Origin of the sequence: Serratia sp. OS31 (genome assembly GCF_014164835.1) — a bacterium.
In the GTDB taxonomy this organism is placed as follows: domain Bacteria; phylum Pseudomonadota; class Gammaproteobacteria; order Enterobacterales; family Enterobacteriaceae; genus Serratia; species Serratia liquefaciens_A.
Map to the genome: position 1 here is coordinate 21207 of NZ_JACJFQ010000029.1, position 26044 is coordinate 47250.

The 26044-nt window shown below is 58.0% G+C and carries 28 protein-coding genes; 22 read left to right on the top strand and 6 right to left on the bottom strand.

The window, feature by feature from the left end:
• Positions 1–63 precede the first annotated feature (63 nt).
• From H5P17_RS20370 to umuC, 11 genes are all read left to right on the top strand, one after another.
• Positions 64–1734, top strand: a complete 1671-nt coding sequence (locus H5P17_RS20370) for a methyl-accepting chemotaxis protein (RefSeq protein ID WP_044552092.1) — start codon at positions 64–66, stop codon at positions 1732–1734.
• An 83-nt stretch (positions 1735–1817) separates the two neighbouring features.
• Positions 1818–3443: a methyl-accepting chemotaxis protein gene (locus H5P17_RS20375; protein WP_044552089.1), complete on the top strand. Its 1626-nt coding sequence runs from the start codon at positions 1818–1820 to the stop codon at positions 3441–3443.
• A gap of 28 nt (positions 3444–3471) precedes the next feature.
• Complete coding sequence (cheR, locus tag H5P17_RS20380) at positions 3472–4344, top strand: protein-glutamate O-methyltransferase CheR (protein WP_044552087.1); 873 nt, start codon at positions 3472–3474, stop codon at positions 4342–4344.
• On the top strand, positions 4344–5393 hold the full coding sequence (locus tag H5P17_RS20385) for a chemotaxis response regulator protein-glutamate methylesterase (RefSeq protein ID WP_044552080.1): 1050 nt from the start codon (positions 4344–4346) through the stop codon (positions 5391–5393). The genes cheR and H5P17_RS20385 overlap by 1 nt, the downstream gene beginning before the upstream one ends.
• A 211-nt stretch (positions 5394–5604) precedes the next feature.
• Positions 5605–5994 (top strand): chemotaxis response regulator CheY, encoded by a 390-nt coding sequence (gene cheY / locus H5P17_RS20390; RefSeq protein WP_020827532.1) that lies wholly within the window; start codon positions 5605–5607, stop codon positions 5992–5994.
• Positions 5995–6006: 12 nt separating this feature from the next.
• Positions 6007–6651: a protein phosphatase CheZ gene (gene cheZ, locus H5P17_RS20395; protein ID WP_182824892.1), complete on the top strand. Its 645-nt coding sequence runs from the start codon at positions 6007–6009 to the stop codon at positions 6649–6651.
• Between the two features lie 174 nt (positions 6652–6825).
• On the top strand, positions 6826–7977 hold the full coding sequence (flhB, locus tag H5P17_RS20400; RefSeq protein WP_182824894.1) for a flagellar biosynthesis protein FlhB: 1152 nt from the start codon (positions 6826–6828) through the stop codon (positions 7975–7977).
• On the top strand, positions 7970–10048 hold the full coding sequence (gene flhA / locus H5P17_RS20405; protein ID WP_020827529.1) for a flagellar biosynthesis protein FlhA: 2079 nt from the start codon (positions 7970–7972) through the stop codon (positions 10046–10048). The genes flhB and flhA overlap by 8 nt, the downstream gene beginning before the upstream one ends.
• A complete protein-coding gene (locus H5P17_RS20410; protein ID WP_044552074.1) occupies positions 10048–10452 on the top strand; it encodes a flagellar protein FlhE in 405 nt (134 codons plus the stop codon). The genes flhA and H5P17_RS20410 overlap by 1 nt, the downstream gene beginning before the upstream one ends.
• A gap of 298 nt (positions 10453–10750) precedes the next feature.
• The gene (gene umuD / locus H5P17_RS20415; RefSeq protein WP_182824896.1) at positions 10751–11185 is read left to right on the top strand and encodes a translesion error-prone DNA polymerase V autoproteolytic subunit; all 435 of its coding nucleotides are present in this window, start codon (positions 10751–10753) and stop codon (positions 11183–11185) included.
• Entirely contained in the window at positions 11169–12431 is a 1263-nt protein-coding gene (umuC, locus tag H5P17_RS20420; RefSeq protein WP_182824899.1) for a translesion error-prone DNA polymerase V subunit UmuC, read from the top strand. Before umuD ends, umuC begins: the two co-directional genes overlap by 17 nt.
• A gap of 91 nt (positions 12432–12522) precedes the next feature.
• On the opposite strand, the gene H5P17_RS20425 is transcribed toward umuC, so the two are convergent.
• From H5P17_RS20425 to flgA, 5 genes are all read right to left on the bottom strand, one after another.
• A complete protein-coding gene (locus H5P17_RS20425) occupies positions 12523–12825 on the bottom strand; it encodes a DNA-binding transcriptional regulator (RefSeq protein WP_044552069.1) in 303 nt (100 codons plus the stop codon).
• Complete coding sequence (locus H5P17_RS20430) at positions 12806–13192, bottom strand: type II toxin-antitoxin system RelE/ParE family toxin (protein WP_182824901.1); 387 nt, start codon at positions 13190–13192, stop codon at positions 12806–12808. The genes H5P17_RS20425 and H5P17_RS20430 overlap by 20 nt, the downstream gene beginning before the upstream one ends.
• Positions 13193–13418: 226 nt before the next feature.
• Positions 13419–13853 (bottom strand): flagella synthesis protein FlgN, encoded by a 435-nt coding sequence (locus H5P17_RS20435; protein ID WP_044552068.1) that lies wholly within the window; start codon positions 13851–13853, stop codon positions 13419–13421.
• A 47-nt stretch (positions 13854–13900) separates the two neighbouring features.
• Positions 13901–14227 carry a flagellar biosynthesis anti-sigma factor FlgM gene (flgM, locus tag H5P17_RS20440; RefSeq protein ID WP_044552066.1) on the bottom strand — a complete coding sequence of 109 codons (327 nt, stop codon included), beginning with the start codon at positions 14225–14227 and terminating at the stop codon, positions 13901–13903.
• 121 nt (positions 14228–14348) lie between these two features.
• Entirely contained in the window at positions 14349–15002 is a 654-nt protein-coding gene (gene flgA, locus H5P17_RS20445; RefSeq protein ID WP_182824903.1) for a flagellar basal body P-ring formation chaperone FlgA, read from the bottom strand.
• Positions 15003–15162: 160 nt separating this feature from the next.
• On the opposite strand from flgA, the gene flgB reads away from it, so the two are divergent.
• The 11 genes from flgB to flgL all read left to right on the top strand — a co-directional run bounded on the left by flgB (position 15163) and on the right by flgL (position 25434).
• On the top strand, positions 15163–15576 hold the full coding sequence (gene flgB, locus H5P17_RS20450; protein ID WP_020827522.1) for a flagellar basal body rod protein FlgB: 414 nt from the start codon (positions 15163–15165) through the stop codon (positions 15574–15576).
• A 5-nt stretch (positions 15577–15581) separates the two neighbouring features.
• Complete coding sequence (gene flgC, locus H5P17_RS20455) at positions 15582–15986, top strand: flagellar basal body rod protein FlgC (protein WP_020827521.1); 405 nt, start codon at positions 15582–15584, stop codon at positions 15984–15986.
• A gap of 12 nt (positions 15987–15998) precedes the next feature.
• The gene (gene flgD, locus H5P17_RS20460) at positions 15999–16676 is read left to right on the top strand and encodes a flagellar hook assembly protein FlgD (protein WP_044552063.1); all 678 of its coding nucleotides are present in this window, start codon (positions 15999–16001) and stop codon (positions 16674–16676) included.
• 119 nt (positions 16677–16795) lie between these two features.
• Positions 16796–18019, top strand: a complete 1224-nt coding sequence (gene flgE, locus H5P17_RS20465; protein WP_020827519.1) for a flagellar hook protein FlgE — start codon at positions 16796–16798, stop codon at positions 18017–18019.
• Positions 18020–18031: 12 nt separating this feature from the next.
• Positions 18032–18787, top strand: coding sequence for a flagellar basal body rod protein FlgF (locus tag H5P17_RS20470; protein WP_020827518.1), 756 nt, complete (start codon positions 18032–18034; stop codon positions 18785–18787).
• 18 nt (positions 18788–18805) lie between these two features.
• Positions 18806–19588 carry a flagellar basal-body rod protein FlgG gene (gene flgG, locus H5P17_RS20475; RefSeq protein ID WP_020827517.1) on the top strand — a complete coding sequence of 261 codons (783 nt, stop codon included), beginning with the start codon at positions 18806–18808 and terminating at the stop codon, positions 19586–19588.
• Between the two features lie 235 nt (positions 19589–19823).
• A complete protein-coding gene (gene flgH / locus H5P17_RS20480; RefSeq protein WP_044552059.1) occupies positions 19824–20525 on the top strand; it encodes a flagellar basal body L-ring protein FlgH in 702 nt (233 codons plus the stop codon).
• A 10-nt stretch (positions 20526–20535) separates the two neighbouring features.
• Positions 20536–21636 carry a flagellar basal body P-ring protein FlgI gene (locus tag H5P17_RS20485; protein ID WP_044552058.1) on the top strand — a complete coding sequence of 367 codons (1101 nt, stop codon included), beginning with the start codon at positions 20536–20538 and terminating at the stop codon, positions 21634–21636.
• The gene (flgJ, locus tag H5P17_RS20490; RefSeq protein ID WP_044552056.1) at positions 21636–22577 is read left to right on the top strand and encodes a flagellar assembly peptidoglycan hydrolase FlgJ; all 942 of its coding nucleotides are present in this window, start codon (positions 21636–21638) and stop codon (positions 22575–22577) included. Before H5P17_RS20485 ends, flgJ begins: the two co-directional genes overlap by 1 nt.
• Before the next feature lie 189 nt (positions 22578–22766).
• Entirely contained in the window at positions 22767–24416 is a 1650-nt protein-coding gene (flgK, locus tag H5P17_RS20495; RefSeq protein ID WP_044552055.1) for a flagellar hook-associated protein FlgK, read from the top strand.
• Between the two features lie 58 nt (positions 24417–24474).
• Positions 24475–25434 (top strand): flagellar hook-associated protein FlgL, encoded by a 960-nt coding sequence (gene flgL, locus H5P17_RS20500; protein ID WP_020827512.1) that lies wholly within the window; start codon positions 24475–24477, stop codon positions 25432–25434.
• A gap of 430 nt (positions 25435–25864) precedes the next feature.
• On the opposite strand, the gene sra is transcribed toward flgL, so the two are convergent.
• Positions 25865–25996, bottom strand: coding sequence for a stationary-phase-induced ribosome-associated protein (gene sra, locus H5P17_RS20505; protein WP_182824905.1), 132 nt, complete (start codon positions 25994–25996; stop codon positions 25865–25867).
• Between the last annotated feature and the right edge of the window lie 48 nt (positions 25997–26044).

Here is a 26044-nt window from a genome sequence, read left to right on the forward strand (position 1 = left end):
CCGATAACTCTGTCAATCAACGTAATCAGGGCCTGTCCGCGCGGGCGTTCAACAAGGGAAAACATGTTTAATCGTATGAAGGTGGTCACCAGCCTGTTACTGGTGCTGGTGTTATTTGGCGCCTTGCAGCTGGTTTCAGGCGGGCTCTTTTTCTCCTCACTGAAGAATGACAAAGAAAACTTCACCGTTTTGCAAACCATTCGCCAGCAGCAGTCCGAGCTGAACGAAAGCTGGGTCAACCTGCTGCAGGCTCGAAACACGCTGAACCGTGCCGGTATTCGTCACATGATGGACGCCACTAACATCGGCAGCGGCGCCAGCGTCACCGAACTGTTGGCTCGCGCCAAGAGCAACCTGGTGGTTGCGGAACAGCACTATGCTGCCTATGACAAAATTCCTCTCGACGCCCGTCAGGACGCGCAATCGGCCGAAAAGCTCAAACAGCAATACGGCATCTTGCAGGGTGCGCTGACCGAGCTGACCCAACTGCTGGGTGAAGGCAAAATCAACGCATTCTTTGACCAGCCGACGCAAAGCTATCAGGACGCGTTCGAAGACATCTACAACATCTATCTGGCGCAAAATGACAAGCTTTACCAGACCGCGGTAGAAGACAGCAACAAGTCATTCAGCTTCGCCATTTGGACGCTGGTAGTGGTGCTGTTGGTCGTGCTGGCGGTGATTGTGCTGGTATGGAGCGGTATTCACCACATTCTGGTCCGCCCGCTGAACCGCATGATCGAACACATCAAGATGATTGCCGCTGGCGATTTGACTCAGCCGATTGCCGTCACCAGCCGCAATGAAATGGGCGTGCTGGCTGCCAGCCTCAAGCACATGCAGAGCGAATTGATCGACACCGTCAGCGGCGTGCGTCAGGGGGCCGACGCTATCTACAGCGGCGCTTCCGAAATTGCCGCCGGCAATAACGATCTCTCTTCACGTACCGAGCAGCAGGCTGCCTCGCTGGAAGAAACCGCCGCCAGCATGGAGCAGTTGACCGCGACGGTGAAACAGAACGCCGAAAATGCCCGTCAGGCCAGCCAACTGGCATTGAGCGCCTCCGAAACCGCGCAGAAAGGCGGCAAGGTGGTGGCTAACGTGGTGCAGACCATGCACGACATCGCCGGCAGTTCGCAGAAGATTGCCGACATTACCGGCGTAATCGACGGCATTGCTTTCCAGACCAATATCCTGGCGCTGAACGCGGCGGTAGAAGCGGCGCGTGCCGGTGAGCAGGGGCGTGGCTTTGCAGTGGTGGCCGGTGAAGTCCGTAACCTGGCGCAGCGCAGCGCCCAGGCGGCGAAAGAAATCAAAGGCCTGATCGAAGACTCCGTCAACCGCGTTGATATGGGGTCGGTACTGGTGGAAAGCGCCGGGGAAACCATGGGCGATATCGTCAATGCCGTGACCCGCGTCACCGACATCATGGGTGAAATCGCTTCGGCGTCGGACGAACAGAGCCGCGGTATCGATCAGGTCGGCCAGGCGGTGGCGGAAATGGACCGTGTCACTCAGCAGAACGCCTCGCTGGTGGAAGAATCCGCCTCTGCGGCGGCGGCGCTGGAAGAACAGGCCAGCATGCTGACCCAGTCCGTGGCGGTCTTCCGCCTGAAAGCGGCAGGGCAGGAAGAGTTCAAAATGCCCGTCAGCAGCAAGGCGGCAGTCACACCGGTACTCAATCATAAAAAAATGAACGCCAGCGATCCGCAGGATAACTGGGAAACGTTCTAACCGGCATTGGGCCTCCCTGCATTTTCGGGGAGGCCGATTCCCCGTCGTAAGCTGGCCATCGGCCGGCTGCAAGGAGGTTCACAGTGTTTAACCGAATCCGCGTCTCTACCAGCCTGTTTCTGTTGTTGATGACTTTTTGTGTTATGCAGTTGGCCACCAGCGGCTTGTCGTACACCGCTTTCCGTTCCGATAACCACAATCTGAACCTGATCACCCTCGGCAGCCAACAGCGCGACGCCCTCAGCCTGAGCTGGGTTTCCCTGCTGCAGGCCCGCAATACGCTGAACCGTGCCGGGACCCGTGCGGCGCTCAAACTGCCGCAGGATCAGGTCAATGCCCTGATGGGCAATGCACGCAGCTCGCTGCAGAAAGCCGACCTCTATTTCAACCAGTTCCTGGCCGTACCGCGTAACAGCGAGCAGGAACAACAGCTGACCGAAACCACCAAAGCCAGTTACGACAAGTTGCGCAGCGCGCTACGTGAGCTGATCGGCTTCCTGGAAAACGATCAACTGCAGGCCTTTATGGACCAGCCGACGCAGAAAACCCAGGATCTGTTTGAAGCGGATTTTGTTCAGTACCTGCAGTTGGTGAACGCCAACGTGAGCGAAGCCAATGCGGCGAATCAGCAATCCTTCACCCTGTCCGGCTGGCTGGTCGCCGGTGCGGTACTGATGCTGCTGGTGGTGACCGGCAGTGCCATGTGGTGGTTACGCAATATGCTGGTGCAGCCGCTGAACATCATGCGCAGTCACTTTGACCGCATCGCCGCCGGCGATCTGGCCACGCCGATTCAGGTGTACGGCCGCAATGAGATCAGCCAGCTGTTCGCCAGTTTACAGCGCATGCAGCAGTCGCTGATCGGCACCGTTGGCGCGGTGCGTGACGGTGCCGAGTCGATCCTGATTGGCCTGCAGGAAATCTCCGAAGGTAACAACGATCTCTCTTCCCGCACCGAGCAGCAGGCCGCTTCGCTGGAAGAAACGGCCGCCAGTATGGAGCAGTTGACCGCGACGGTGAAACAGAATGCCGATAACGCGCGTCAGGCCTCTCAGTTGGCGCGTGACGCCTCTACCACTGCCGCCAAGGGTGGTGAACTGGCGGGCGACGTGGTGACCACCATGCATGATATTGCCAACAGTTCGCAGAAGATTGGCGCCATTACCAGCGTTATCGACGGTATTGCCTTCCAGACCAATATCCTGGCCTTGAACGCGGCGGTTGAAGCGGCGCGTGCCGGTGAGCAGGGGCGCGGTTTTGCTGTGGTGGCGGGCGAAGTGCGCAATCTGGCACAGCGCAGCGCCCAGGCGGCGAAAGAAATCAAAGGCCTGATCGACGAATCGGTCAGCCGGGTCAAGCAGGGTTCGGTACTGGTGGAAAACTCCGGCGCCACCATGCAGGACATCGTTCGTTCGGTCACCCGGGTTACCGACATCATGGGTGAAATCGCTTCGGCTTCCGACGAGCAGAGCCGCGGCATCGAGCAGGTGACGCAGGCCGTGACCCAAATGGATCAGGTAACCCAGCAGAACGCCGCGCTGGTAGAAGAAGCCGCCTCGGCGGCCACCGCACTGGAGGATCAGGCGATTACCCTGGCCGATGCGGTGTCGGTATTCCGCCTGGCGGATGATAACTTCACCGCGCAGGCTAACCATCAAGACGCAGTTTCACCCGTGGTAAAGGAAGCCCCAGATTGTCAAACCGCATAAGCAGTCCGTTCTTTTTGAGTGATATGGCATGAAGCCGGCGTCGTCGATCCCTAACCGAGACCCTGCGACATTACTGACGCAGATGGTGCAGCGCCTGCCGTTGCTGGACGTGCATTTTCGCCGCATCAGCCAACTGATTTATCAGCGTGCCGGCATCGTGCTGGCAGAGCACAAGCGCGAGATGGTTTATAACCGCCTGGTGCGACGCCTGCGGCTGCTGGGCCTGAACGACTTTGGCGATTATTTGGCGCTGTTGGAAAGCGATCCGAACAGCGCCGAATGGCAAGCGTTCATCAATGCCCTGACCACCAACCTGACGGCTTTTTTCCGCGAGGCGCATCACTTCCCGATCCTGGCGGAACATGCGCGTCAGCGGCCTAACGGCTACAGCGTGTGGAGCACGGCGGCTTCGACCGGCGAAGAGCCTTATTCGATTGCCATCACTTTAAGTGAGGTGCTTGGACAACGCGCCACGGGTTGCCAGGTATGGGCCAGCGATATCGATACCCAGGTGCTGGAGAAAGCGGAAGCGGGCGTTTATCGCCAGGAAGATCTGCGAACCCTGACGCCGGCGCAAATGCAGCGTTATTTCCTGCGTGGCACCGGCCCGCATCAGGGGCTGGTGCGGGTACGGCCGGAATTGGCTGGGCGGGTGAATTTTCAGGCGCTCAACCTGCTGGCGCCAGAGTGGGCGTTACCGGGGCAATTCGACGCCATTTTCTGCCGCAACGTAATGATTTATTTCGATAAGGCGACACAGGAGCGCATTCTGCGTCGCTTCGTGCCCTTGCTCAAACCGGGGGGCCTGATGTTTGCCGGCCACTCCGAGAATTTCAGCCAGATCAGCCGGGATTTCTACTTGCGTGGGCAGACCGTGTATGGCCTGACCAAGGAGAGGTAATGAATAAAATCAGAGTATTGAGCGTAGACGATTCGGCCCTGATGCGGCAGTTGATGACCGAAATTGTCAACAGCCATCCCGATATGGAGATGGTGGCGAGCGCGCCCGACCCTCTGGTCGCGCGCGATCTGATCAAAAAGTTTAACCCGCAGGTGCTGACGCTGGACGTCGAAATGCCGCGCATGGACGGCCTCGACTTCCTCGAGAAACTGATGCGCCTGCGGCCGATGCCGGTGGTGATGGTGTCGTCGCTGACAGGCCAGGGGTCGGAAATTACGCTGCGCGCGCTGGAGCTGGGGGCGGTGGATTTTGTCACCAAACCGCAGCTTGGCATCCGCGAGGGCATGTTGGCCTACAGCGAGCTGATAGCCGAAAAAATTCGCACGGCGGCCAAGGCGCGGTTGCCGCAACGTTCCAGCAGCCCGGCCCCGGCAATCCTCAGCCATGCGCCGCTGTTGAGCAGTGAAAAACTGATCGCCATCGGGGCCTCTACCGGCGGCACCGAAGCCATTCGGCAGGTGCTGCAGCCGCTGCCGGCTACCAGCCCGGCGTTGTTGATCACCCAGCATATGCCGCCGGGGTTTACGCGCTCATTCGCCGAGCGGCTGAACAAGCTGTGTCAGATTACGGTGAAAGAGGCCGAGGACGGTGAACGCGTGCTGCCGGGCCATGCCTACATCGCGCCGGGCGATCGCCATATGGAACTGTCACGCAGCGGCGCCAACTATCAGGTGAAGCTGCACGACGGCCCGGCGGTCAACCGTCACCGGCCATCGGTAGACGTGCTTTTCCGCTCGGTTGCGCAGTACGCCGGCCGTAATGCGGTTGGCGTGATCCTGACCGGCATGGGCAATGACGGCGCGGCAGGCATGTTGGAAATGCATCGCGCCGGCGCCTATACCCTGGCGCAAAACGAAGCCAGCTGTGTGGTGTTCGGTATGCCGCGCGAGGCGATCGCCAGCGGCGGAGTGAATGAAGTTGTCGAACTGGATCGCATGAGCCAACGCATGCTGGCGCAAATTGCCGGTGGGCAAGCGCTGCGTATTTGATTTTTACCCTTAATGATACCCGTCGCCTTTCGAGCCGCAGCGTTGTTACCTGCACTCGCTCACCTCAGTCACTTACTTGAGTAAGCTCCTGAGGATGAGCGAGCTGGTCGCCTAGCTGCAACTCGAAATTCATAGGGTATATAGGGGGGTATAGCGAACAGCTGCCGTGAGGCTGGCTGTTGTTTGTATTAGGTAAACCTTGGGAGTAAATATGGCAGATAAAAGCCTCAGATTTCTGGTGGTGGATGACTTTTCCACTATGCGTCGCATCGTCAGAAACTTGCTGAAAGAGTTGGGATTCAACAACGTTGAAGAGGCCGAAGACGGTGCGGATGCGTTGAACAAACTGCGTGCCGGCGGCTTCGATTTCGTGGTGTCCGACTGGAACATGCCGAACATGGACGGCCTGGAACTGTTGCAAACCATTCGTGCCGATGGCGCATTGGCGGCGATGCCGGTGCTGATGGTGACGGCGGAAGCCAAGAAAGAAAACATTATCGCGGCGGCGCAGGCCGGTGCCAGCGGTTACGTGGTGAAACCTTTTACGGCGGCGACGCTGGAAGAAAAGCTCAATAAGATTTTTGAAAAACTGGGCATGTAAGGAGAAAGGGCGATGAGAGACATTCCAATGCCTGCCAGCGATGCGGCAACCGCGGGGGAGATCATCTCCCGCATTGGCCAACTGACGCGGATGTTGCGCGACAGCATGCGCGAACTGGGGCTCGATCAGGCGATCGCCCAGGCGGCAGAGGCAATCCCGGATGCACGCGATCGTCTTGATTACGTGGTCACCATGACGGCGCAGGCGGCGGAACGGGCGTTGAACTGTGTGGAGGCGGCGCAGCCGCGCCAGGCACAGCTGGAGTCCGAAGCCAAAGGATTGAAAGGCCGTTGGGACGAGTGGTTTGCCAACCCGATCGAGTTGGACGACGCCCGTGAATTGGTTACCGATACCCGCCACTACCTGGATCAGGTGCCGGAACATACGGCGTTCACCAATGCCCAGCTGCTGGAAATCATGATGGCGCAGGATTTCCAGGATCTGACCGGCCAGGTGATCAAACGCATGATGGACGTGGTGCAGGAGATTGAAAAGCAGCTGCTGATGGTGCTGATGGAAAATATTCCTGAGCAACCGGCGAAAGAGAAAAAACCGAACGACAGCCTGCTCAATGGCCCGCAGCTCGACCAGAATGGCGCCGGCGTGATCGCCAATCAGGCGCAGGTGGACGATCTTCTGGACAGCCTGGGTTTCTGATAGCTCCTGGGGCGCATCTTGTTGCGCCCCAGACAGGCAGCGTTGCTCCTGCGTCCCCAATCTAGCCCCATCCCCCAAATAACCGTCCTTTTTCCCCGCTGTTCCACCAATGAAATCAGTATTTTTTTGGCATGCTGACCGCAATTTTATTCCCTCCGGCACAGGAACCGCCCCGTGGCTGAAGACAGCGATCTGGAAAAGAGCGAGGCCCCCACGCCCCATAGGGTGGAGAAGGCGCGTGAAGATGGCCAGATCCCGCGCTCCCGCGAGCTGACGTCGGTGCTGATGCTGGTGGCAGGCTTGTCGATCATCTGGGTTTCTGGCGGCAACATGGCCCAGCAGTTGGCGGCCATGCTGACCCAGGGCCTGAACTTCGACCACGGCATGGTCAGTAACGACAAACAGATGCTGCGCCAGTTGGCGATGTTGTTACGTCAGGCGGTATGGGCGCTGCTGCCGATCATGGCCGGGTTGGTGCTGGTAGCGCTGACTGCGCCGATGCTGCTGGGCGGCCTGCTGCTGAGCGGTAAATCGCTCAAGTTCGATCTCAAGCGCATGAACCCGCTGTCCGGGCTGAAACGGATCTTTTCCAGCCAGGTACTGGCGGAGCTGTTGAAGGGCATTCTGAAGGCGACGCTGGTAGGGTGGATCACCGGGTTATACCTGTGGCACAACTGGGCGGCGATGCTGCATCTGGTGACGCAACAGCCACTTGATGCGCTGGGTAACGCGCTGCGAATGATCATCTTTTGCGGCCTGCTGGTGGTACTCGGGCTGACGCCGATGGTGGCGTTTGACGTGTTTTACCAACTGTGGAGCCACTTCAAAAAGCTGAAGATGACCAAGCAGGACATTCGCGACGAGTTCAAAGAGCAGGAGGGTGACCCGCACGTCAAAGGGCGTATCCGACAGCAACAGCGTGCCGTTGCACGGCGGCGGATGATGGCCGACGTCCCCAAGGCCGACGTCATTGTGACCAACCCGACGCATTACGCCGTCGCGCTGCAGTACAACGATAAAAACATGAGTGCGCCGAAGGTGCTGGCCAAGGGGGCCGGCGAAATTGCGCTGCGCATTCGTGAACTGGGCGCGGAACACCGTATTCCCATGCTCGAAGCACCGCCGTTGGCACGCGCCCTTTATCGACACAGCGAGATTGGACAACACATTCCCGCCACCCTGTATGCCGCCGTGGCCGAAGTATTGGCCTGGGTTTACCAGCTGCGACGCTGGCGGCGCGAAGGGGGGCTGATCCCGAAAAAACCTGAACGTTTACCGGTGCCGGAAGCACTGGATTTTGCTGGAGAAAGTAATACAAATGGCTAATTTGGCCGCCTTGCTTCGTTTGCCGGGCAGTTTTAAAGATACGCAGTGGCAGGTGCTGGCCGGCCCGATACTGATTCTGATGATCCTGTCGATGATGGTGCTGCCGTTGCCGGCATTTATCCTCGATCTGCTGTTCACTTTCAATATTGCCTTGTCGATCATGGTATTGCTGGTAGCAATGTTTACCCAGCGTACGCTTGAATTTGCCGCGTTCCCCACCATTTTGCTGTTCTCAACCTTGCTGCGCCTGTCGCTTAACGTAGCTTCGACGCGGATCATCCTGATGGAAGGGCATACCGGATCTGCCGCCGCAGGGCGAGTGGTAGAGGCCTTCGGTCACTTCCTGGTGGGCGGTAACTTCGCCATCGGTATCGTAGTGTTTATTATTTTGGTGTTGATCAACTTTATGGTTATCACCAAGGGGGCCGGGCGTATTGCCGAAGTGGGCGCACGCTTTGTGTTGGACGGCATGCCCGGCAAGCAGATGGCGATCGATGCCGATCTCAACGCCGGTTTGATCGGTGAAGAAGAGGCGAAAAAACGTCGCTCTGAGGTCACGCAGGAAGCGGACTTTTACGGTTCGATGGACGGTGCCAGCAAGTTCGTCCGTGGCGACGCGGTTGCCGGTCTGATGATCATGATGTTAAACGTGGTCGGCGGTCTGTTGGTCGGCGTGCTTCAGCACGGAATGGAACTGGGCACGGCGGCGGAAACTTACACCTTGCTGACTATCGGTGATGGCCTGGTCGCGCAGATCCCGGCGTTGGTGATTTCGACCGCCGCCGGTGTGATCGTGACTCGCGTGGCAACCGATCAGGACGTGGGCGAACAGATGGTTGGCCAACTGTTCAACAACCCGCGGGTGATGTTGCTCAGCGCCGCGGTGCTCGGCCTGCTTGGGCTGGTGCCGGGGATGCCGAACCTGGTATTCCTGCTGTTTACCGCGGCCCTGTTAGGGTTGGCCTGGTGGCTGCGCGGGCGCGATCAGCAAGCGCCCAAAGTGCAGGAAGTGCCGGTCACGCAGGATAATCCGCAGGCGGTGGAAGCCAGTTGGTCTGACGTACAGCTGGAAGATCCGTTGGGGATGGAGGTCGGTTACCGGCTGATCCCAATGGTGGATTTCCAACAGAATGGTGAGTTGCTGGGCCGTATCCGCGGCATCCGTAAAAAATTCGCGCAGGAGATGGGCTATCTGCCACCGGTGGTGCATATCCGCGACAATCTGGAACTGCCGCCGGCCAGCTACCGTATTTTGATGAAGGGCGTAGAAATCGGCAGCGGCGAAGCGCAACCGGGCCGCTGGCTGGCAATTAACCCAGGCAATGCGGTGGGCGAATTGGCGGGGGATAAAACCACCGATCCGGCGTTTGGGCTGGAAGCGGTATGGATTGACAGCGCGCTGCGCGAGCAGGCGCAGATCCAGGGCTTCACCGTGGTGGAAGCCAGCACGGTGGTCGCGACGCACCTTAATCATTTGATTGGCCAGTTTGCCAGTGAGCTGTTTGGTCGACAGGAAGCGCAGCAATTACTGGATCGCGTCGCACAGGACATGCCGAAGCTGACCGAAGATTTCGTGCCGGGCGTGGTAAGCCTGACCACCTTGCACAAGGTGCTGCAGAACCTGCTGGCGGAACGAGTTTCCATCCGCGATATGCGCACCATTATTGAAACGCTGGCGGAGCATGCGCCGTCACAAACCGACCCTTATGAGCTGACCACCGTGGTGCGGGTGGCGCTGGGCAGGGCGATTACCCAGCAGTGGTTCCCGGGCAACGGCGAAATTCAGGTAATTGGTCTGGATACCCAGCTTGAACGTCTGTTGCTGCAAGCGCTGCAGGGCGGCGGCGGTTTGGAACCGGGCCTGGCAGATCGTTTGTTGGATCAGGCCAAACAGGCGTTGCAGCGGCAGGAAATGCTCAGCGCGCCTCCGGTTCTGCTAGTGAACCACGCATTGCGGGCCTTGCTGGCGCGTTTCCTGCGCCGCAGCCTGCCGCAGATGGTGGTGTTGTCGAATCTGGAGATCAATGACGACCGCCAAATCCGCATGACCTCTACCATTGGGGCGGCATAATGAAATACCCTCTGGCGTTAATTTGCCTGTTAGCGCCGTTGAGCGTGCAGGCAGCATCCGGTTCCTGGGTCGCCGACAGCGTCGGTGCCACGCTGGAATATGGTGGTGAGCGGGGGGAGTCGCCGGGGTTACGCGCCCCCAATGCGCTGCCGGACGCCAATGCCCGCATCACCAGCGTAAGCTGGCGTTACCGGCTGCTGGCCGATGAACCGGCCGGCATGCAGGCGCAGCTTTGCACCCTGACGCGCTGCATTGTCTTGGGCGGCGGCAGTGGCAGCAGCACCGGGCTTAAAGGGGAACCGGCGAACGCCGAGCTGCGTTTTGTTTATTACGTGCAGGCGCGTGGCAGCCTGAATCCGCCGCTGCGCGTGATCAGCAATCAGGTGATTGTGAATTACGAGTAAAAATAAAATGGTCCAAACCCAGACCGTTACCGTCGACCAACGACAGGCGTTTTATTGTGGCGGAGTCAGCAACGACTTCGCCACGTTCTTATTTAGCCCCGTCTTTTTGCTGACGCTTATGTTTGCCGGAGGGGACCAGGAATTTCGGTACCTCAGGGCATCTTTAGCGATGAGATCGGTAAGCCAATTTAAATTATCTGACGCTTCAATCGCTTTCAGGAATTTTATTATACGCCGCTTGATCGTGACTGCTAATCATGGATACTGTATATAAATACAGTTATTCAGGTTCGCCATTATGCAGTTTATCCATCCCAGTCAGTTCACCAGCCACCAGCCACTTCCCCTCTTTATGGAGCGAGTCCCCTGCGGTTTTCCCAGCCCGGCTCAGGACTACGTCGAAGATAGCCTCGATCTGAATAAGCTGGTGGTTAAACACCCCAGTGCGACGTACTTTGTCCGGGTCAGCGGCGATTCGATGATTGGCGCAGGTATCGGCCACGGAGACTTACTGGTGGTTGATCGTTCCCTCACCGCCGTTCATGGCGACATCGTCATAGCGGCAGTCGCCGGCGAATTTACCGTGAAGGAGCTGCAAACCCATCCACGCATTCAGCTGGTGCCTCACAATACGGACTATTCTCCGATTGTTTTCCAGGCCGAAGAAGAGCTGGAAATCTTTGGCGTTGTGACATTTACATTGAAATCAAACAGACATGTTCGCGCTTGTTGACGTTAACAGCTTCTACACGTCCTGCGAGACTGTTTTTCGGCCAGATCTTAAGGGCAAACCCATCGTCGTCGTTTCAAACAACGACGGATGCATTATTTCGCTTTCGGCGGAAGCCAAAGCGCTGGGCATCAAAATGGGGGCGCCTTACTTCAAAATCAAAGAGGAATTACGCCGCCAGCAAGTCAGCGTTTTCAGCTCGAATTATACGCTTTATGCCGATCTCAGCCATCGGGTGATGCTGACGCTAATCGAGATGGCCCCTGTCGTAGAGATATACTCTATCGATGAAGCTTTTATCGATGTGTCTGGCCTGAGTGGCAGCCTTTCGCTGAGCACCTTTGGGCACCAAATGCGCCAGCGGGTGTTAAAGAATACCGGGCTGACCGTTGGCGTTGGCATCGCGCCGACAAAAACGCTGGCGAAGATCGCCAATTTTGCGGCAAAGAAATGGCGTCAAACGGGGGGCGTTGTTGAGTTGTCCGATCCTGAGCGTCTGCGAAAACTGCTGGCGTTAGTGCCGGTGGACGAGGTGTGGGGCGTGGGCCGCCGCATCGGCAAGAGGCTCAGCTTGATGGGGATCGAAACGGCGCAACAGCTTGCTGACTGCTCAACCTGGGTGGTGCGTAAACACTTCAATGTAGTCCTCGAACGTACGGTTCGTGAGCTGCGCGGCGAATCCTGCTTAGCGCTGGATGAGTTTGCGCCCACCAAACAGCAGATCATCTGTAGCCGCTCATTTGGTCACCGCATCACGGCTTATCAAGATATGCGCCAGGCCATTTGTACCTATGCGGAACGCGCAGCCGAAAAACTCAGGGCAGAGAAGCAGTTCTGCTGTGTGATCAGCGTCTTTATGCGGACCAGCCCCCATGCCGAAAATGAAATATTTTACGGCCCTCAGGCCAGCGGGCGTCTGGCGATCCCTTCCAACGATACGCGTGACATCATTCGCGTTGCTGTGAGCGCGCTTGACCGGATCTGGAAAGAGGGTTTTCGCTATATGAAAGCCGGCGTAATGCTGAGTGATTTCTTTAGCCAGGGGGTGGCGCAGCTTAATTTGTTTGATGAACACCAGCCCAGGCCCAACAGCAATGAGCTGATGCAGACCCTCGATCGACTTAATCAGTCCGGCCGAGGCACGGTGTGGTTTGCCGGGCAGGGGATCCAAAAAAGCTGGGCGATGAAACGCGAAATGCTGTCCCCCAGCTATACCACAAGGTACTCGGACCTGCCGTCCGTCAAATAGCCCTGGAGGGCTTATCATTCACCGGTTGAGCCCGCTGAGGCGCATTAACCATCATTCGTAACATTCATCGGGTATGCGCAGTGCGGGTAGCCTACGTCAGGATCGCCAGACCACTGCGGTCGACCAGCGAAAGCAATTTCATGGCGGCGGAGTTAGGGACGGCTTCGCCGCGCTCCCATTTTTGCACCGCTTTTTTGCTGACGTTCAGATGCAGGGCAAACACCGGCTGACTGACGTTTTCACGCTCGCGCAGGGCGCGGATGTCCGCAGGTGTGTATTGTTTGACCGGGCGTAAGCACAGCATGTCGAAGGTCCGCATAGTCACATCGTCGACAAAACCGGCATGATGCAGTTCCTGAACTTCCTGGTGGATTTCAGCAAGGATCTTGCTCATAGGTCAGCCTCCTCAACTTCCTGTCATTAACCAACTGATAAAGCCTGAAAGGCGAATAATCCAGATAGAGCGCAGCCAGGCGTTTTAACCCGACTAGCTCATCATTCGCCACGGTATCCTTTTCATTTTTGGCAAATCCCCGCATGAAAAACAGGCGGTCCTCATCCCGAAAAGCGATAAGCACACGATAGCCCCCACGCTTTCCGCCTCCTGCTCTGGCGACGCGTTTTTTATAAACGCAGCTGCCCAGATTAGCCTCGTAGAGGTGGTTTTGTATTTCACGTGCGGCCTTGATTACCGTGGCATCGCTGATGCGTTCATGGGCGGCAAATGCCTGAAACGTTTTGGTGAGATAAATATCGGTCATTCACTCTCTCTGTGAAACTATCCCCTTCGCGGGTATAGATCAAGCGGTTTAAAAACCAATACAGGGTGAAGGAATTGAATGGGAAGGCGAATGGGGGAAGGTTGGGTATGCGCAGCGTTGTGCAAATAAAAACTGCCGAGCAGGCAAGGGAATGTTCAAAGTGCGAGCGGGCTCGCAGCGTAAGGGAGGCACCCGACTTCAGGCTGGCCGGGTGAAGTGTCTTTGATTAAACGCCGATTTTTCGTCCCAGCAGGCTGGCATTGCGCGACTGGCCATCCGGGCCGTAGAGCGATTTGTTTTGCTTGCTCAGGATCGCCAGCGCCTGAGCGTTGTGGTCGATCTGCTGATTGAGCAGCATGCCGTTATGCTGGTTTTTTTCCCGCAGCTGCTGGCTGAGCGTTTGTACTCGTTGCCAGCCGTCAGCCAGGCGCGGGTGCGCGGAATAGGGTGCCTGTAGTCCCTGTGAGCGCTCCAGGTTCAGCCGCTGCTGCTCGAGATAGTTTACCGTAGCCAGCAACTGGCTCTTGGCATCGGTAGCGCGTTGCAGCGCCACGCCCGGTAACTGTCCCGAACAGAGCAAGTGATGTTCTTCCGTCAGCACCGTACTCAGCGCATTCAGGGTTTCCAACAGCTTATCAATCAGTTGCGCCAGACTTTCCATTACGAATAACCACCTGTCAAAGAATTCCTTGGTGTTTAACCCGAGGGTTAAGCCTCCGGCGTTTGCTGGCCGTTAGCCATCCACAGGGCATCACTTTGCGCGTCTTTCAGCAGCGCATCGGCAATTTTCCCGGCATCCATTTTCAGTTCGCCGTTGCGGATCGCCTGCTTGATGGCGTCCACCCGGTTCATATCAATATCTTGCGTACCCGGCTGCATCAGGCGTGCTTGCGCGTCGCTCAATTTTACCTGGGTGCCGCTGACGGTGCCTTCCGTCTGGGGGGCCAAGCGCCGCTGAAGTTGGTTTTCAGTCGGTGTCTCACGAGGTTGCACCGTTGGAACGGGTTGCAGCCGCTGGGTGCGATCGATACTCATGGTCAATCTCCATCGATGCCGTCGCCGCGAAGGCAATGGCTGATATTTTTGTGGCCCTGGCGGCCAATAAAAGTCTGCTTATGATTTTCTTATCGGCAGGTTTTGATAAACCTTTACCTTTTTATAACCCAATGCGGATAGTACCGTCGTCACCGGCTGTGCCGCTGACGATTTGCCCGGAAGCCATACGTACGCGGACGTTGTCTTCGGCGGCGGCATTGTTCATGGCTTTGCCCGTGCCGCTGATGTTAAATCCGCTGCCCTGAGCGGTCACCTGCACCGTCTGGCCGGCCTTGACGGCCCAGGCACGGCGCAGCATGGTGAAGGTCAGCGGCTGACCGGGACTGATATTGCGCAGGCTGACGGCCCCCAGCGCTTTGCCGGTTTCACTTAGCGTGCGCGGTGGCAAGGTGTCGAGCCGGCCACTTTTGAAGGTGATATCCGCCGCCGTCAGCTTGCTGCCGGCGCTGATGCCGCGGGCCGACACCAGATATTTGCCAATCACCTGAACCTGGGTCTGGATAAAACGTCGTTCCTGGCCGCAGCGCGCCGAAACGCTGATGTTACCCCAACGCCGCGCATTCTGCGGCAAAGAAAGCTGCGGGAATTCGCACTGCGGCCATTGGGTGGCGGGCGTACGCACCAGCACTTTAACCTGCACCGGACTGCCGGTGAACTGGCTGCTGATGAAGCGATCGATCTGCGCCGCCAGATCTTCGGCCCGTGCATTCAGGCTGCACAGCAGGGCGGCCAACAGCAGCATTTTCGCTTTCATCTTCGCTTCCTCAAAAAGCCTTAGGGTGCGCGTAAGTGTACCCGGAGTGCGCGCAGGCTAAGCAGATAAATAGCGACGCATTTTGCCCTTATTCCCACGATAGGCTGGTGGAAGGGACGTTTATGCTGTCGGCTCCAAATTCTAACCTCGCGGAGGGAGCATGATCGACAAACTGGACGCTGCTCTGCGCTTTGGTCAAGAGGCGCTGAACCTGCGCGCCCAGCGGCAGGAAATTTTGGCCGCCAACATCGCCAACGCAGACACCCCGGGTTATCAGGCGCGGGATATCGATTTCGCCGGCCAACTGAACAAGGTGCTGGAACAGGGCCGCGCTAGCGGCAGCGGCATTGCGCTGAACATGACGTCATCGCGCCATATTCCGGCGCAGAACATGCAGCCGCCACAGCTCGACCTGCTGTTCCGCGTGCCGGATCAGCCCTCCATGGACGGCAACACGGTTGACATGGATCGCGAACGCACCAACTTCGCCGATAACAGCCTGAAGTATCAGACCGACCTGACGCTGATCAACGGTCAGATCAAAGGGATGATGTCAGTGTTACAACAAGGATAAGGCGCATGTCGCTACTGAACATTTTTGATATCTCCGGCTCGGCGCTGTCTGCCCAGTCGCAACGCATGAACGTCAGCGCCAGCAACATGGCCAATGCCGACAGCGTTACCGGGCCGGACGGCCAACCCTACCGCGCCAAGCAGGTGGTGTTTGAAGTTGCCGCCGCGGCCGGACAGCCCACCGGCGGCGTACGCGTAGCGCAGGTGGTTGACGATCCGGCGCCGGAGCGCCTGGTTTACCAGCCGGGTAACCCGCTGGCGGACGGTAAGGGCTATGTGCGTATGCCTAACGTGGATGTGGTGGGCGAGATGGTCAACACCATTTCCGCCTCCCGCAGCTATCAGGCCAACGTCGAGGTGCTCAACACCACCAAGTCGATGATGATGAAAACCCTGACGTTGGGTCAATAACCGGAGCTCGTCATGGCGATTGCCGCAACCACCAATGAATCACTGAATAACGACCTCACCGGCGTCAACACCCAAAAAAGCACCAGTCAGGATCTGCAGACCAATTTCCTGACGCTGCTGGTGGCGCAGTTGAAGAACCAGGATCCGACCAACCCGATGCAGAACAATGAACTAACCACTCAGCTGGCGCAGATCAATACCGTTCAGGGCATCGAGAAACTCAATACCACGCTGGGGTCGATCTCCGGTCAGATCAACAGCAATCAGTCACTGCAGGCCACCGCCTTGATCGGCCACGGCGTGATGGTTCCGGGCAGCAATATTCTGGCCGGCAGCAAAGACGGCAAGGTCAGCACCACGCCGTTCGGCCTGGAACTGGAGCGTTCGGCCGATACGGTGACCGCCACCATCACCGACGCCACCGGCAAAGCGGTACGCACCATCGAACTCGGCGGCCTGACCGCCGGCGTGCATTCGTTCAGTTGGGACGGTTCGATGACAGACGGCACCACCGCACCGGACGGCGCCTACAGCTTTACGATCAACGCCAAAGCCAACGGCGAACAGCTGGTGGCGCGCAACCTGCATTTTGGCATGGTCAACGGCGTTATCCGCAGCGCGGACGGAGCAAAGCTGGATCTGGGCCTGGCGGGCAGCGCCACGCTGGAAGATGTCCGGCAGATCCTTTAACCCAATACCCTTCATCCTTCAGGCTGACGCATCGATGCGGTCACCTGAAGGTTATTGGGGCTATCCACAGATTATCAGGCGTTATCGGACGATAGCCTGACCATTATTCGGAGAATGACATGGCCTTTTCTCAGGCAGTAAGCGGCTTAAACGCGGCAGCAACCAATCTGGACGTGATCGGTAACAACATCGCTAACTCCGCCACTTCCGGTTTTAAATCAGGCAGCGTTTCCTTTGCTGACATGTTCGCCGGTTCACAGGTTGGCCTGGGCGTTAAGGTGGCGGGGATCACCCAGAACTTTAAAGGCGGTACCACCACCGGCACCAGCCGTGCGCTGGACGTGGCGATTTCCGGCAACGGCTTTTTCCGCCTGCAGGATCAGGACGGCGGCATCTTCTACAGCCGCAACGGCCAGTTCAAGCTGGATGAAAACCGTAACCTGACCAACATGCAGGGCCTGCAACTGACCGGCTACCCGGCTGCCGGTACGCCACCGACCATTCAACAGGGCGCGAACCCGGTGCCGCTGAGCATTCCTGAAGGCATGATGAACGCCAAGGCGTCAACCTCCGGCAACATGGTCGCCAATCTGAAATCCACGCACAAGGTTCCGGATAACCACACCTTCGATCCCGCCAAGAAGGATTCTTACAACTACGTCAACACCATCACCACTTATGACTCGCTAGGTAATGCGCACAACATCAACGCCTACTTTGTGAAAACCGACGAGAACAAGTGGCAGGTTTATACCCAGGATGGAACGGCTGCTCCGGTAGATGCCGGCACCATGACGTTCGACACCAGCGGCAATCTGGCCAGCACCACCAGCAAACAAGGCACCGCCGGCGAATTCAGCATGCTGATCCCGATGGAGGCCAAAGACGGCGCTCCGGCACAGAACTTCACCCTTAACTTCGCCAAGAGCATGCAGCAGAGCGTCAGCGCCGACTCCGTCAGCAAAGTGTCGCAGGATGGCTATGGTGCGGGCGAATACACCAACTTCCAGATCAACAACGACGGCACGGTGATGGGCATTTACTCCAACCAGCAGACTCAGGTGCTGGGCCAGATCGTCATGGCCAACTTCTCCAACCCGGAAGGCCTGTCCTCGCAGGGCGATAACGTTTGGCAGGAAACCGGCGCATCCGGTCAGCCACGCGTAGGTCTGGCGGGCAACGGCGGTTTGGGCAAGCTGACCAGCGGCGCGCTGGAAGCGTCCAACGTCGATCTGAGCCAGGAACTGGTGAACATGATCGTCGCGCAACGTAACTACCAGTCGAACGCCCAAACCATCAAAACGCAGGACTCGATTCTGCAAACGCTGGTTAGCCTGCGCTAATAGGACTGATTTATGGATCACGCGATTTATACCGCGATGGGCGCAGCGCGACAGACGCTGGAGCAGCAGTCTGTCACCGCCAATAATCTGGCCAACGCATCGACGCCGGGCTTTCGCGCCCAGCTGTCGGCGCTGCGAGCCGTGCCGGTGGACGGGCCAAGCTTGCCGACGCGAACGCTGGTCACCGCATCAACGCCGGGCGCGGACATGAGCCAGGGGGCGCTGAATTATACCGCACGCCCGCTGGACGTGGCGCTGCAGCAGGACGGCTTTCTGGCCGTCAGCCTGCCGGACGGCGGCGAAGCCTACACCCGTAACGGTAACATCCAGATTTCCTCCACCGGGCAGTTGACGGTGCAGGGCGTGCCGCTGATGGGCGACGGCGGACCGATTGAGGTGCCACCGTCGGCAGAGATCACCATTGCCGCCGACGGGACCATTTCGGCGCTGAATGCGGGCGATCCGCCGAACAGCATTGCACAAATCGGCAGGCTGAAACTGGTGAAGGCCGACGCGCGCGAAGTGATGCGTGGCGATGACGGCTTGTTCCGCCTGACGCCGGAAACCCAACGGCAGCGCGGCAATCAGTTGCCCAACGATCCGCTGGTGCAGGTGATGCCGGGCGTGCTGGAAGGCAGTAACGTCAAACCGATGGAAACCATGGTCGACATGATTGCCAACGCCCGCCGTTTTGAAATGCAGATGAAGGTCATCCACAGCGTGGATGAAAATGAACAGCGCGCCAACTCATTGTTATCAATGAGTTAATTAGCAAGGAAATAACCCATGATCCCATCTTTATGGATTGCCAAAACCGGTCTGGATGCGCAGCAGACCAATATGGACGTGATTGCCAACAACCTGGCCAACGTCAGCACCAACGGTTTTAAACGCCAGCGTGCGGTATTCGAAGACCTGTTGTATCAGACCATGCGCCAGCCGGGGGCGCAGTCCTCCGAGCAGACTACGCTGCCGTCCGGTTTGCAGATTGGTACCGGTGTGCGTCCGGTGGCGACCGAGCGTCTGCACAGCCAGGGCAACCTGTCGCAGACCAACAACAGCAAAGACATCGCCATCAAGGGGCAGGGCTTTTTCCAGGTGATGATGCCGGACGGCACCCTGGCTTATACCCGTGACGGCTCGTTCCAGAGAGATCAGAACGGCCAACTGGTGACCGCCAGCGGTTTCCAGGTGCAACCGGCGATCACCATTCCGGCCAATGCCCTGAGCATCACCGTAGGCCGCGACGGCATCGTCAGCGCCACCCTGCAGGGGCAGACCGCCGCTCAGCAGGTGGGCCAACTGACGCTGACCACCTTTATCAATGACAGCGGCCTGGAAAGCATGGGCGAGAACCTGTACCAGGAAACCGAGAGTTCCGGCGCGCCAAACGAGAGCACGCCAGGGCTAAACGGCGCCGGTCTGCTGTATCAGGGGTATGTGGAAACCTCCAACGTCAACGTGGCGGAAGAGCTGGTCAACATGATCCAGACCCAACGTGCTTACGAGATCAACAGCAAAGCGGTATCGACGTCCGATCAGATGCTGCAAAAACTGACGCAACTGTAATTGACGGGCGCTGCAGCGCCCGCCAGGTAGCTAACCAATCTTAAAACAGGGTTGGAAGGTCAGGATTTGCGAATAAAAAATGAAGGAAAATCAAATTATTGATTTTCGGCTGATAACCACAAAGTGGGGAAAAACCACGCTTTTTCCCCACTTTGTCAACACATTGACGGGCGCTGCAGCGCCCGTAACCCTATTTTGTGAAACAAAGGCGATACCCGTGGTAACCACAACTCTGATGGCAAACGTGCCGCCGCAAGGCAAACGCTGGTTGACGGCGATGGTGATGCTGACGCTGAGCGGCTGCGCTTACATTCCACATAAACCCCTGGTGGACGGGGCTACCACGGCACAGCCGGCGCCGGCGGGCGCGCCCGTGCCGAACGGTTCCATTTTCCAGACGGTGCAGCCGATGAACTACGGTTATCAGCCGCTGTTTGAAGACCGTCGTCCGCGCAACGTCGGCGATACTCTGACGATCGTGCTGCAGGAAAACGTCAGCGCCAGCAAAAGCTCCTCGGCCAACGCCAGCCGCAACGGAGCCAGCAAGTTCGGCGTGGCCACCGCGCCGCGTTATCTCGATGGCCTGTTAGGTAATGCGCGCGCGGATATGGAAATGTCCGGCGACAGCACCTTCGGTGGCAAGGGCGGAGCCAACGCCAACAATACCTTCAACGGCACCATTACCGTGACGGTCAATCAGGTGCTGGTTAACGGCAATCTGCACGTGGTGGGCGAAAAACAGATCGCCATCAATCAGGGGACCGAGTTCATCCGTTTCTCTGGGGTGGTCAACCCGCGCACCATTAGCGGCAGCAACTCGGTTACCTCCACCCAGGTGGCGGATGCGCGCATTGAATACGTCGGCAACGGCTATATCAACGAAGCGCAGACCATGGGGTGGTTACAACGCTTCTTCTTAAATGTCTCACCGTTCTAAGGATTGACCGATGCTGAAAAAACTACTGCTTACGCTGCTCATTGGGCTGGTTGGTTTACCGGCCGCGGCGGAGCGCATTCGCGATCTGGTCACGGTGCAGGGCGTACGCGATAACGCGCTGATCGGTTACGGACTGGTGGTGGGGCTGGACGGTTCCGGTGACCAGACCATGCAGACCCCGTTCACCACCCAAAGCCTGAGCAACATGCTGTCGCAGTTGGGCATTACCGTGCCGCCAGGCACCAATATGCAGTTGAAAAACGTAGCTGCGGTCATGGTCACCGCCAAGCTGCCACCGTTTTCGCGCACCGGGCAAAATATTGACGTGGTGGTGTCCTCAATGGGGAACGCCAAAAGCCTGCGTGGCGGCACCCTGCTGATGACGCCGCTGAAAGGAGTGGACAACCAGGTCTACGCGCTGGCGCAGGGCAACGTGCTGGTCGGCGGAGCCGGCGCTTCGGCCGGTGGCAGCAGCGTACAGGTTAACCAACTGGCCGGCGGGCGCATCAGCAACGGCGCCACCATTGAGCGTGAGCTACCGACCACCTTCGGAGCCGGCGGGGTGATTAACCTGCAGCTCAACGATGAAGACTTTACGCTGGCGCAGCAAATCAGCGATGCCATCAACCGCCAACGCGGTGGTGGTACGGCCTCACCGTTGGACGCCCGTACCATTCAGGTGCTGGTGCCGCAGGGCAACAGTTCACAGGTGCGCTTCCTGGCGGAGATCCAGAACATTAACGTCAGCGTCGGCGCGATCGACGCCAAGGTGATCATCAACTCACGCACCGGCTCGGTGGTGATGAACCGCGACGTGATCCTGGATTCCTGCGCGGTGGCGCAGGGCAACCTGTCGGTGGTGGTCGATCGGCAAAACACCGTCAGCCAGCCAAATACGCCGTTTGGCGGCGGGCAAACGGTGGTGACGCCGAACACCCAGATTTCGGTGCAACAGCAGGGAGGCTCGCTGCAGAAGGTCAACGCCAGCGCCAATCTGAACAACGTGATCCGCGCGCTTAACGCGTTGGGGGCAACGCCGATCGACCTGATGTCTATTCTGCAGGCGATGCAAAGCGCCGGCTGTCTGCGCGCCAAGCTGGAAATTATCTGATGGCCGGCGATCTGATGGCAATGTCGGGCGCCGCCTATGATGCGCAGGCGCTCAATGGACTGAAACGCGATGCGGCGAGCGATCCGCAGGGCAACCTGAAGCAGGTGGCGCAGCAGGTGGAAGGCATGTTCGTGCAGATGATGCTGAAAAGCATGCGCGCAGCACTGCCGCAGGATGGGGTCTTGAGCAGCGATCAGTCCCGGCTCTACACCTCAATGTACGACCAGCAAATTGCCCAGCAGATGTCGCAGAAAGGCCTGGGGCTGGCCGACATGATGGTGAAGCAGATGAGCAACGCCAACGCGGTGCCGAGCGAAACGGCGGGCACCTCACCGATGGCGCTGGACGATGAGGTGCTGCGAACGCTGCCGAATCAGGCGCTGGAGCAGATGATCCGCCGCGCGGTGCCAAAAGCGCCGAGCGCGGCCCCGCTGTCGCTCAACAACGGCAACTTTGTGGCCCGGCTGTCTACCCCTGCGCGCGTCGCCAGCCAGCAGAGCGGCATTCCGCATCAGCTGATTGTGGCGCAGGCCGCGCTGGAATCCGGCTGGGGTCAGCGTGAGATCCCGACCGCCGACGGTTCGCCGAGCTACAACCTGTTTGGCATCAAGGCAGGCGGCAGCTGGGACGGACCGGTGACCGAGATCACCACCACTGAGTTCGAGCAGGGCGCGGCGAAGAAGATCAAGGCGAAGTTCCGGGTTTACGGCTCTTACGTCGAGGCGATGGCCGACTACGTCAAGCTGTTGACCAATAACCCACGCTACGCCGGGGTGGCCAACGCCCGCAGCCCGGAGCAGGCGGCGCAGGCGCTGCAACAGGCCGGTTACGCCACCGATCCGCAATACGCCAGCAAGTTGGTCAGCGTGATACAGCAGATGAAAAACGCCGGCGAGCAGGTGGTGAAGGCTTATACCCACGACCTGAAGGATCTGTTTTAGCCACTGGGCGCAGCATGCAGCGCCCCTACGCAATAGGCCGTATTTAATGTAGGGGTTCAGCATGCTGAACCCTGTTTTTTTCTCTCAAGTTTCCCCCGTTTTTGCCGATAACCAAGACAGGCTGAGTGAACGGCTCAGCAGATTAATTGACTCCTGTGGGCCACCGGCGCCGCAGCAAAAGGAATTTTTATGTCCAATAGCTTAATCAATACCGCGATGAGCGGGCTGAATGCGGCTCAGGTGGCGCTCAGCACCGTCAGTAACAACATTTCTAACTACAACGTGGCGGGCTATAACCGACAGACTGCGATCCTGGCGCAGAACGGCGGTATGAGTACCATGAGCGGCTTCATTGGCAACGGCGTCACCGTGACCAGCGTTAACCGCGAGTACAACCAGTTCATCACCAATCAGTTGCGCGGAGCCCAGAGCCAGGCCGGGGCACAGAACGCCTACTTCGAGAAAATCTCGCAGATCGATAACCTGCTGGCGAGCAAAACCAATACCTTGTCGACCAACATGCAGGATTTCTTCAGCAACCTGGAGAACCTGGTCAGCAACGCCGGCGATGACGCCGCGCGCCAAACGGTGCTGGGCAAGGCCAATGGGCTGGTCAATCAGTTCAACAACACCGACAAATACCTGCGCGATATGGACAGCGGCGTTAACCAACAGCTCAGCGACAGCGCTAACCAGATCAACAGTTACAGCCAGCAAATCGCCAAACTGAACGATGAAATTACCCGCCTGCGCGGCAGCGGCGGTGAGCCGAATGCCTTGCTCGATCAGCGCGACCAACTGGTGACTGAGTTAAACCAGGTAGTGGGCGTGCAGGTGATGCAGCAAGACGGCGACGCTTATACAGTGTCTTTCGCCAACGGTCTGACGCTGGTGCAGGGGAGCAATGCCTACCAGGTGGAGGCAGTGCCCTCCAGCGGCGATCCTTCTCGCCTGACTATCGGCTATAACCGTGGCAACGGCGTCAGCGAAGTGCCGGAAGGGCAAATTACCAGCGGCAGCGTCAGTGGCGTACTGAAGTTCCGCAGCGAATCGCTGGATAGCGCACGCAACCAGTTGGGGCAATTGGCCCTGGCGATGGCGGACAGCTTTAACCAGCAGCACCGTGCCGGGTTCGATCTCAACGGCGACGCCGGCACAGATTTCTTCAGCTTCGGTGGTGGGCGCGTGGTGGATAACAGCCGCAATGCCGGCGATGCGGCGCTGTCGGTGTCCTACACCGATACCAGCAAGGTGAAGGCCAACGATTACCGGGTGGAGTTCGACGGCAGCAACTGGCAGGTCAGCCGCCTGCCGGACAACGTCAAGGTCAACGCCACGGCGGGCGTCGATGCCACCACCGGCAAACCGACGCTGAGCTTTGACGGCCTGAAGGTCGATATCGACGGCACGGCACAAAAGAACGACAGCTTTACCGTGAAACCGGTCAGCGACGTGGCGGGCAGCCTGAAAGTCGCCATTACCGACTCGGCGAACATTGCCGCTGCCGGCAAAGACGACAGCGGTCGCGGCGATAACGAAAACGCCAAAAAGCTGCTCGACCTGCAGACCAAAAAGTTGGTCGACGGCAAAGCCACCTTCAGCGGCGCCTATGCCAGCATGGTGAGCAGCGTCGGCAACCAGACGGCATCGGCCAAGGTTTCGGCGACCTCTCAGGCCAATATCGTCAAGCAGCTGACCATTCAGCAGCAGTCGATCTCCGGCGTCAACCTGGACGAAGAGTACGGCGAACTGCTGCGTTTTCAGCAATATTACCTGGCCAATGCACAGGTCATTCAAACCGCCAGCTCAATGTTTGACGCGCTGCTGAATATCCGTTGATTTCCACTTTGACCGGAGCCCCGACGGCTTCGGTCGCTGATTTTGAGGAACCTGCACCATGCGCATGAGCACCAGCATGATGTACCAACAGAACATGTCCGGCATTACCGGCAACCAGTCGCTGTTTATGAAAGCCGCCGAGCAGCTCTCCACCGGCAAGAAAGTCAGCAATCCATCCGACGATCCCCTGGCGGCTTCGCAGGCGGTGATGCTGGCTCAATCGCAGTCGGAAAACACCCAGTACGCTTTGGCGCGTACCTTTGCCCGTCAAAGCGTGTCGATGGAAGAGACGGTGCTGTCCGGCGTGACCAGTACCATCTCCGATATGAAAGCGCTGATCGTCAGCGCCGGCGGCACCAAAAGCGACGACGACCGCGATTCTCTGGCGACCCAGTTGCAGGGCTTGAAAGATCAACTGCTCAACCAGGCCAACAGCACCGACGGCAACGGCCGCTATATGTTTGGCGGCTTTGTGAACGACAAGCCCCCGTTTGAAGACAAGGGCGGATCGGTCAGCTATGTCGGCGGTAATACGCCGGTCGAGCAGAAAGTGGATGCCAACCGCACCATGACCATTGGGCATACCGGCGATAAGGTCTTCATGGCATTGACCAGCAACCCGAAGCCGGAGCCGGATGGCAGCGCCTCTGTCGCTAACGTGTTTGAAAGCATTGATATCGCGCTGAAGGCGTTGAAAACACCGCAGAAGGATGCGGATGATGCCACCAAGCAGCAGGTGAACGATGCGCTGGCCAAAGCCAACCGCGGCCTGGACAACTCTTATAACAGAGTGCTTAGCGTGCGCGCGGAGCTGGGCAGCCAACTGCAGGAAATGGATACGCTGGACAGTATCGGCAAGGACCGCGACATGATCAACAAAACGCAAATGAGCGCGCTGGTTGATGCCGATCTGGCCGAGTCGATTTCCAGCTATTTCATGCAGCAGGCGGCCTTACAGGCGTCATACAAAACCTTCGGGGATATGCAGGGGATGTCGCTGTTCCAGCTGAATCGCTAATCCCCTTTGTTACTCGGGCAGATAAATTCACTCCGATATGGTTGATGCGGGCGCAGCATGCAGCGCCCCTACGTTAGCCGGGGATGGAGGAGCGTGAGCCTGGCTGCAACTCGAAATCCATAGGACAGGGGAATAGGCCGTTTTTGGCCTGCCGTGGAGTTGAAGTCATGGCGGGTAATCTCTTTGGGTGTGCTTAGAAGACGTTATTGCTGCGTAGCAGCGGTAGGGAATTCTTGAAACCGGGCGCACTTGTTTGGCACGTCACGCTTCCCCCACACAGGTTTGGCGTGACGTGCCTTTTTTTCGGCTATCCGAAATTATGTGCGCTTATATCTGCCTGAATTTAACGGCGCGAAGCGTTAGAATATTCAATGATGAGTGCAGAGATAAGAACGAAAATTATATATTTTTCGGGGAAATAACCACGTGGTTATTTTTTCTTTTTTACCACAAGCCATTTTTCACCACTGGGCGAGGGCGATAAGGCAATCTGAGAACGGTTGGTTGCCCAGTGTGCCAGACCTAGTGCTCTGCGCGCTCTTCGGTTGGTTTTAGCTTTCATTTTTATATTCCTTATTAGTAGGGTAAGTAATGATTTCGTGAGGAATAA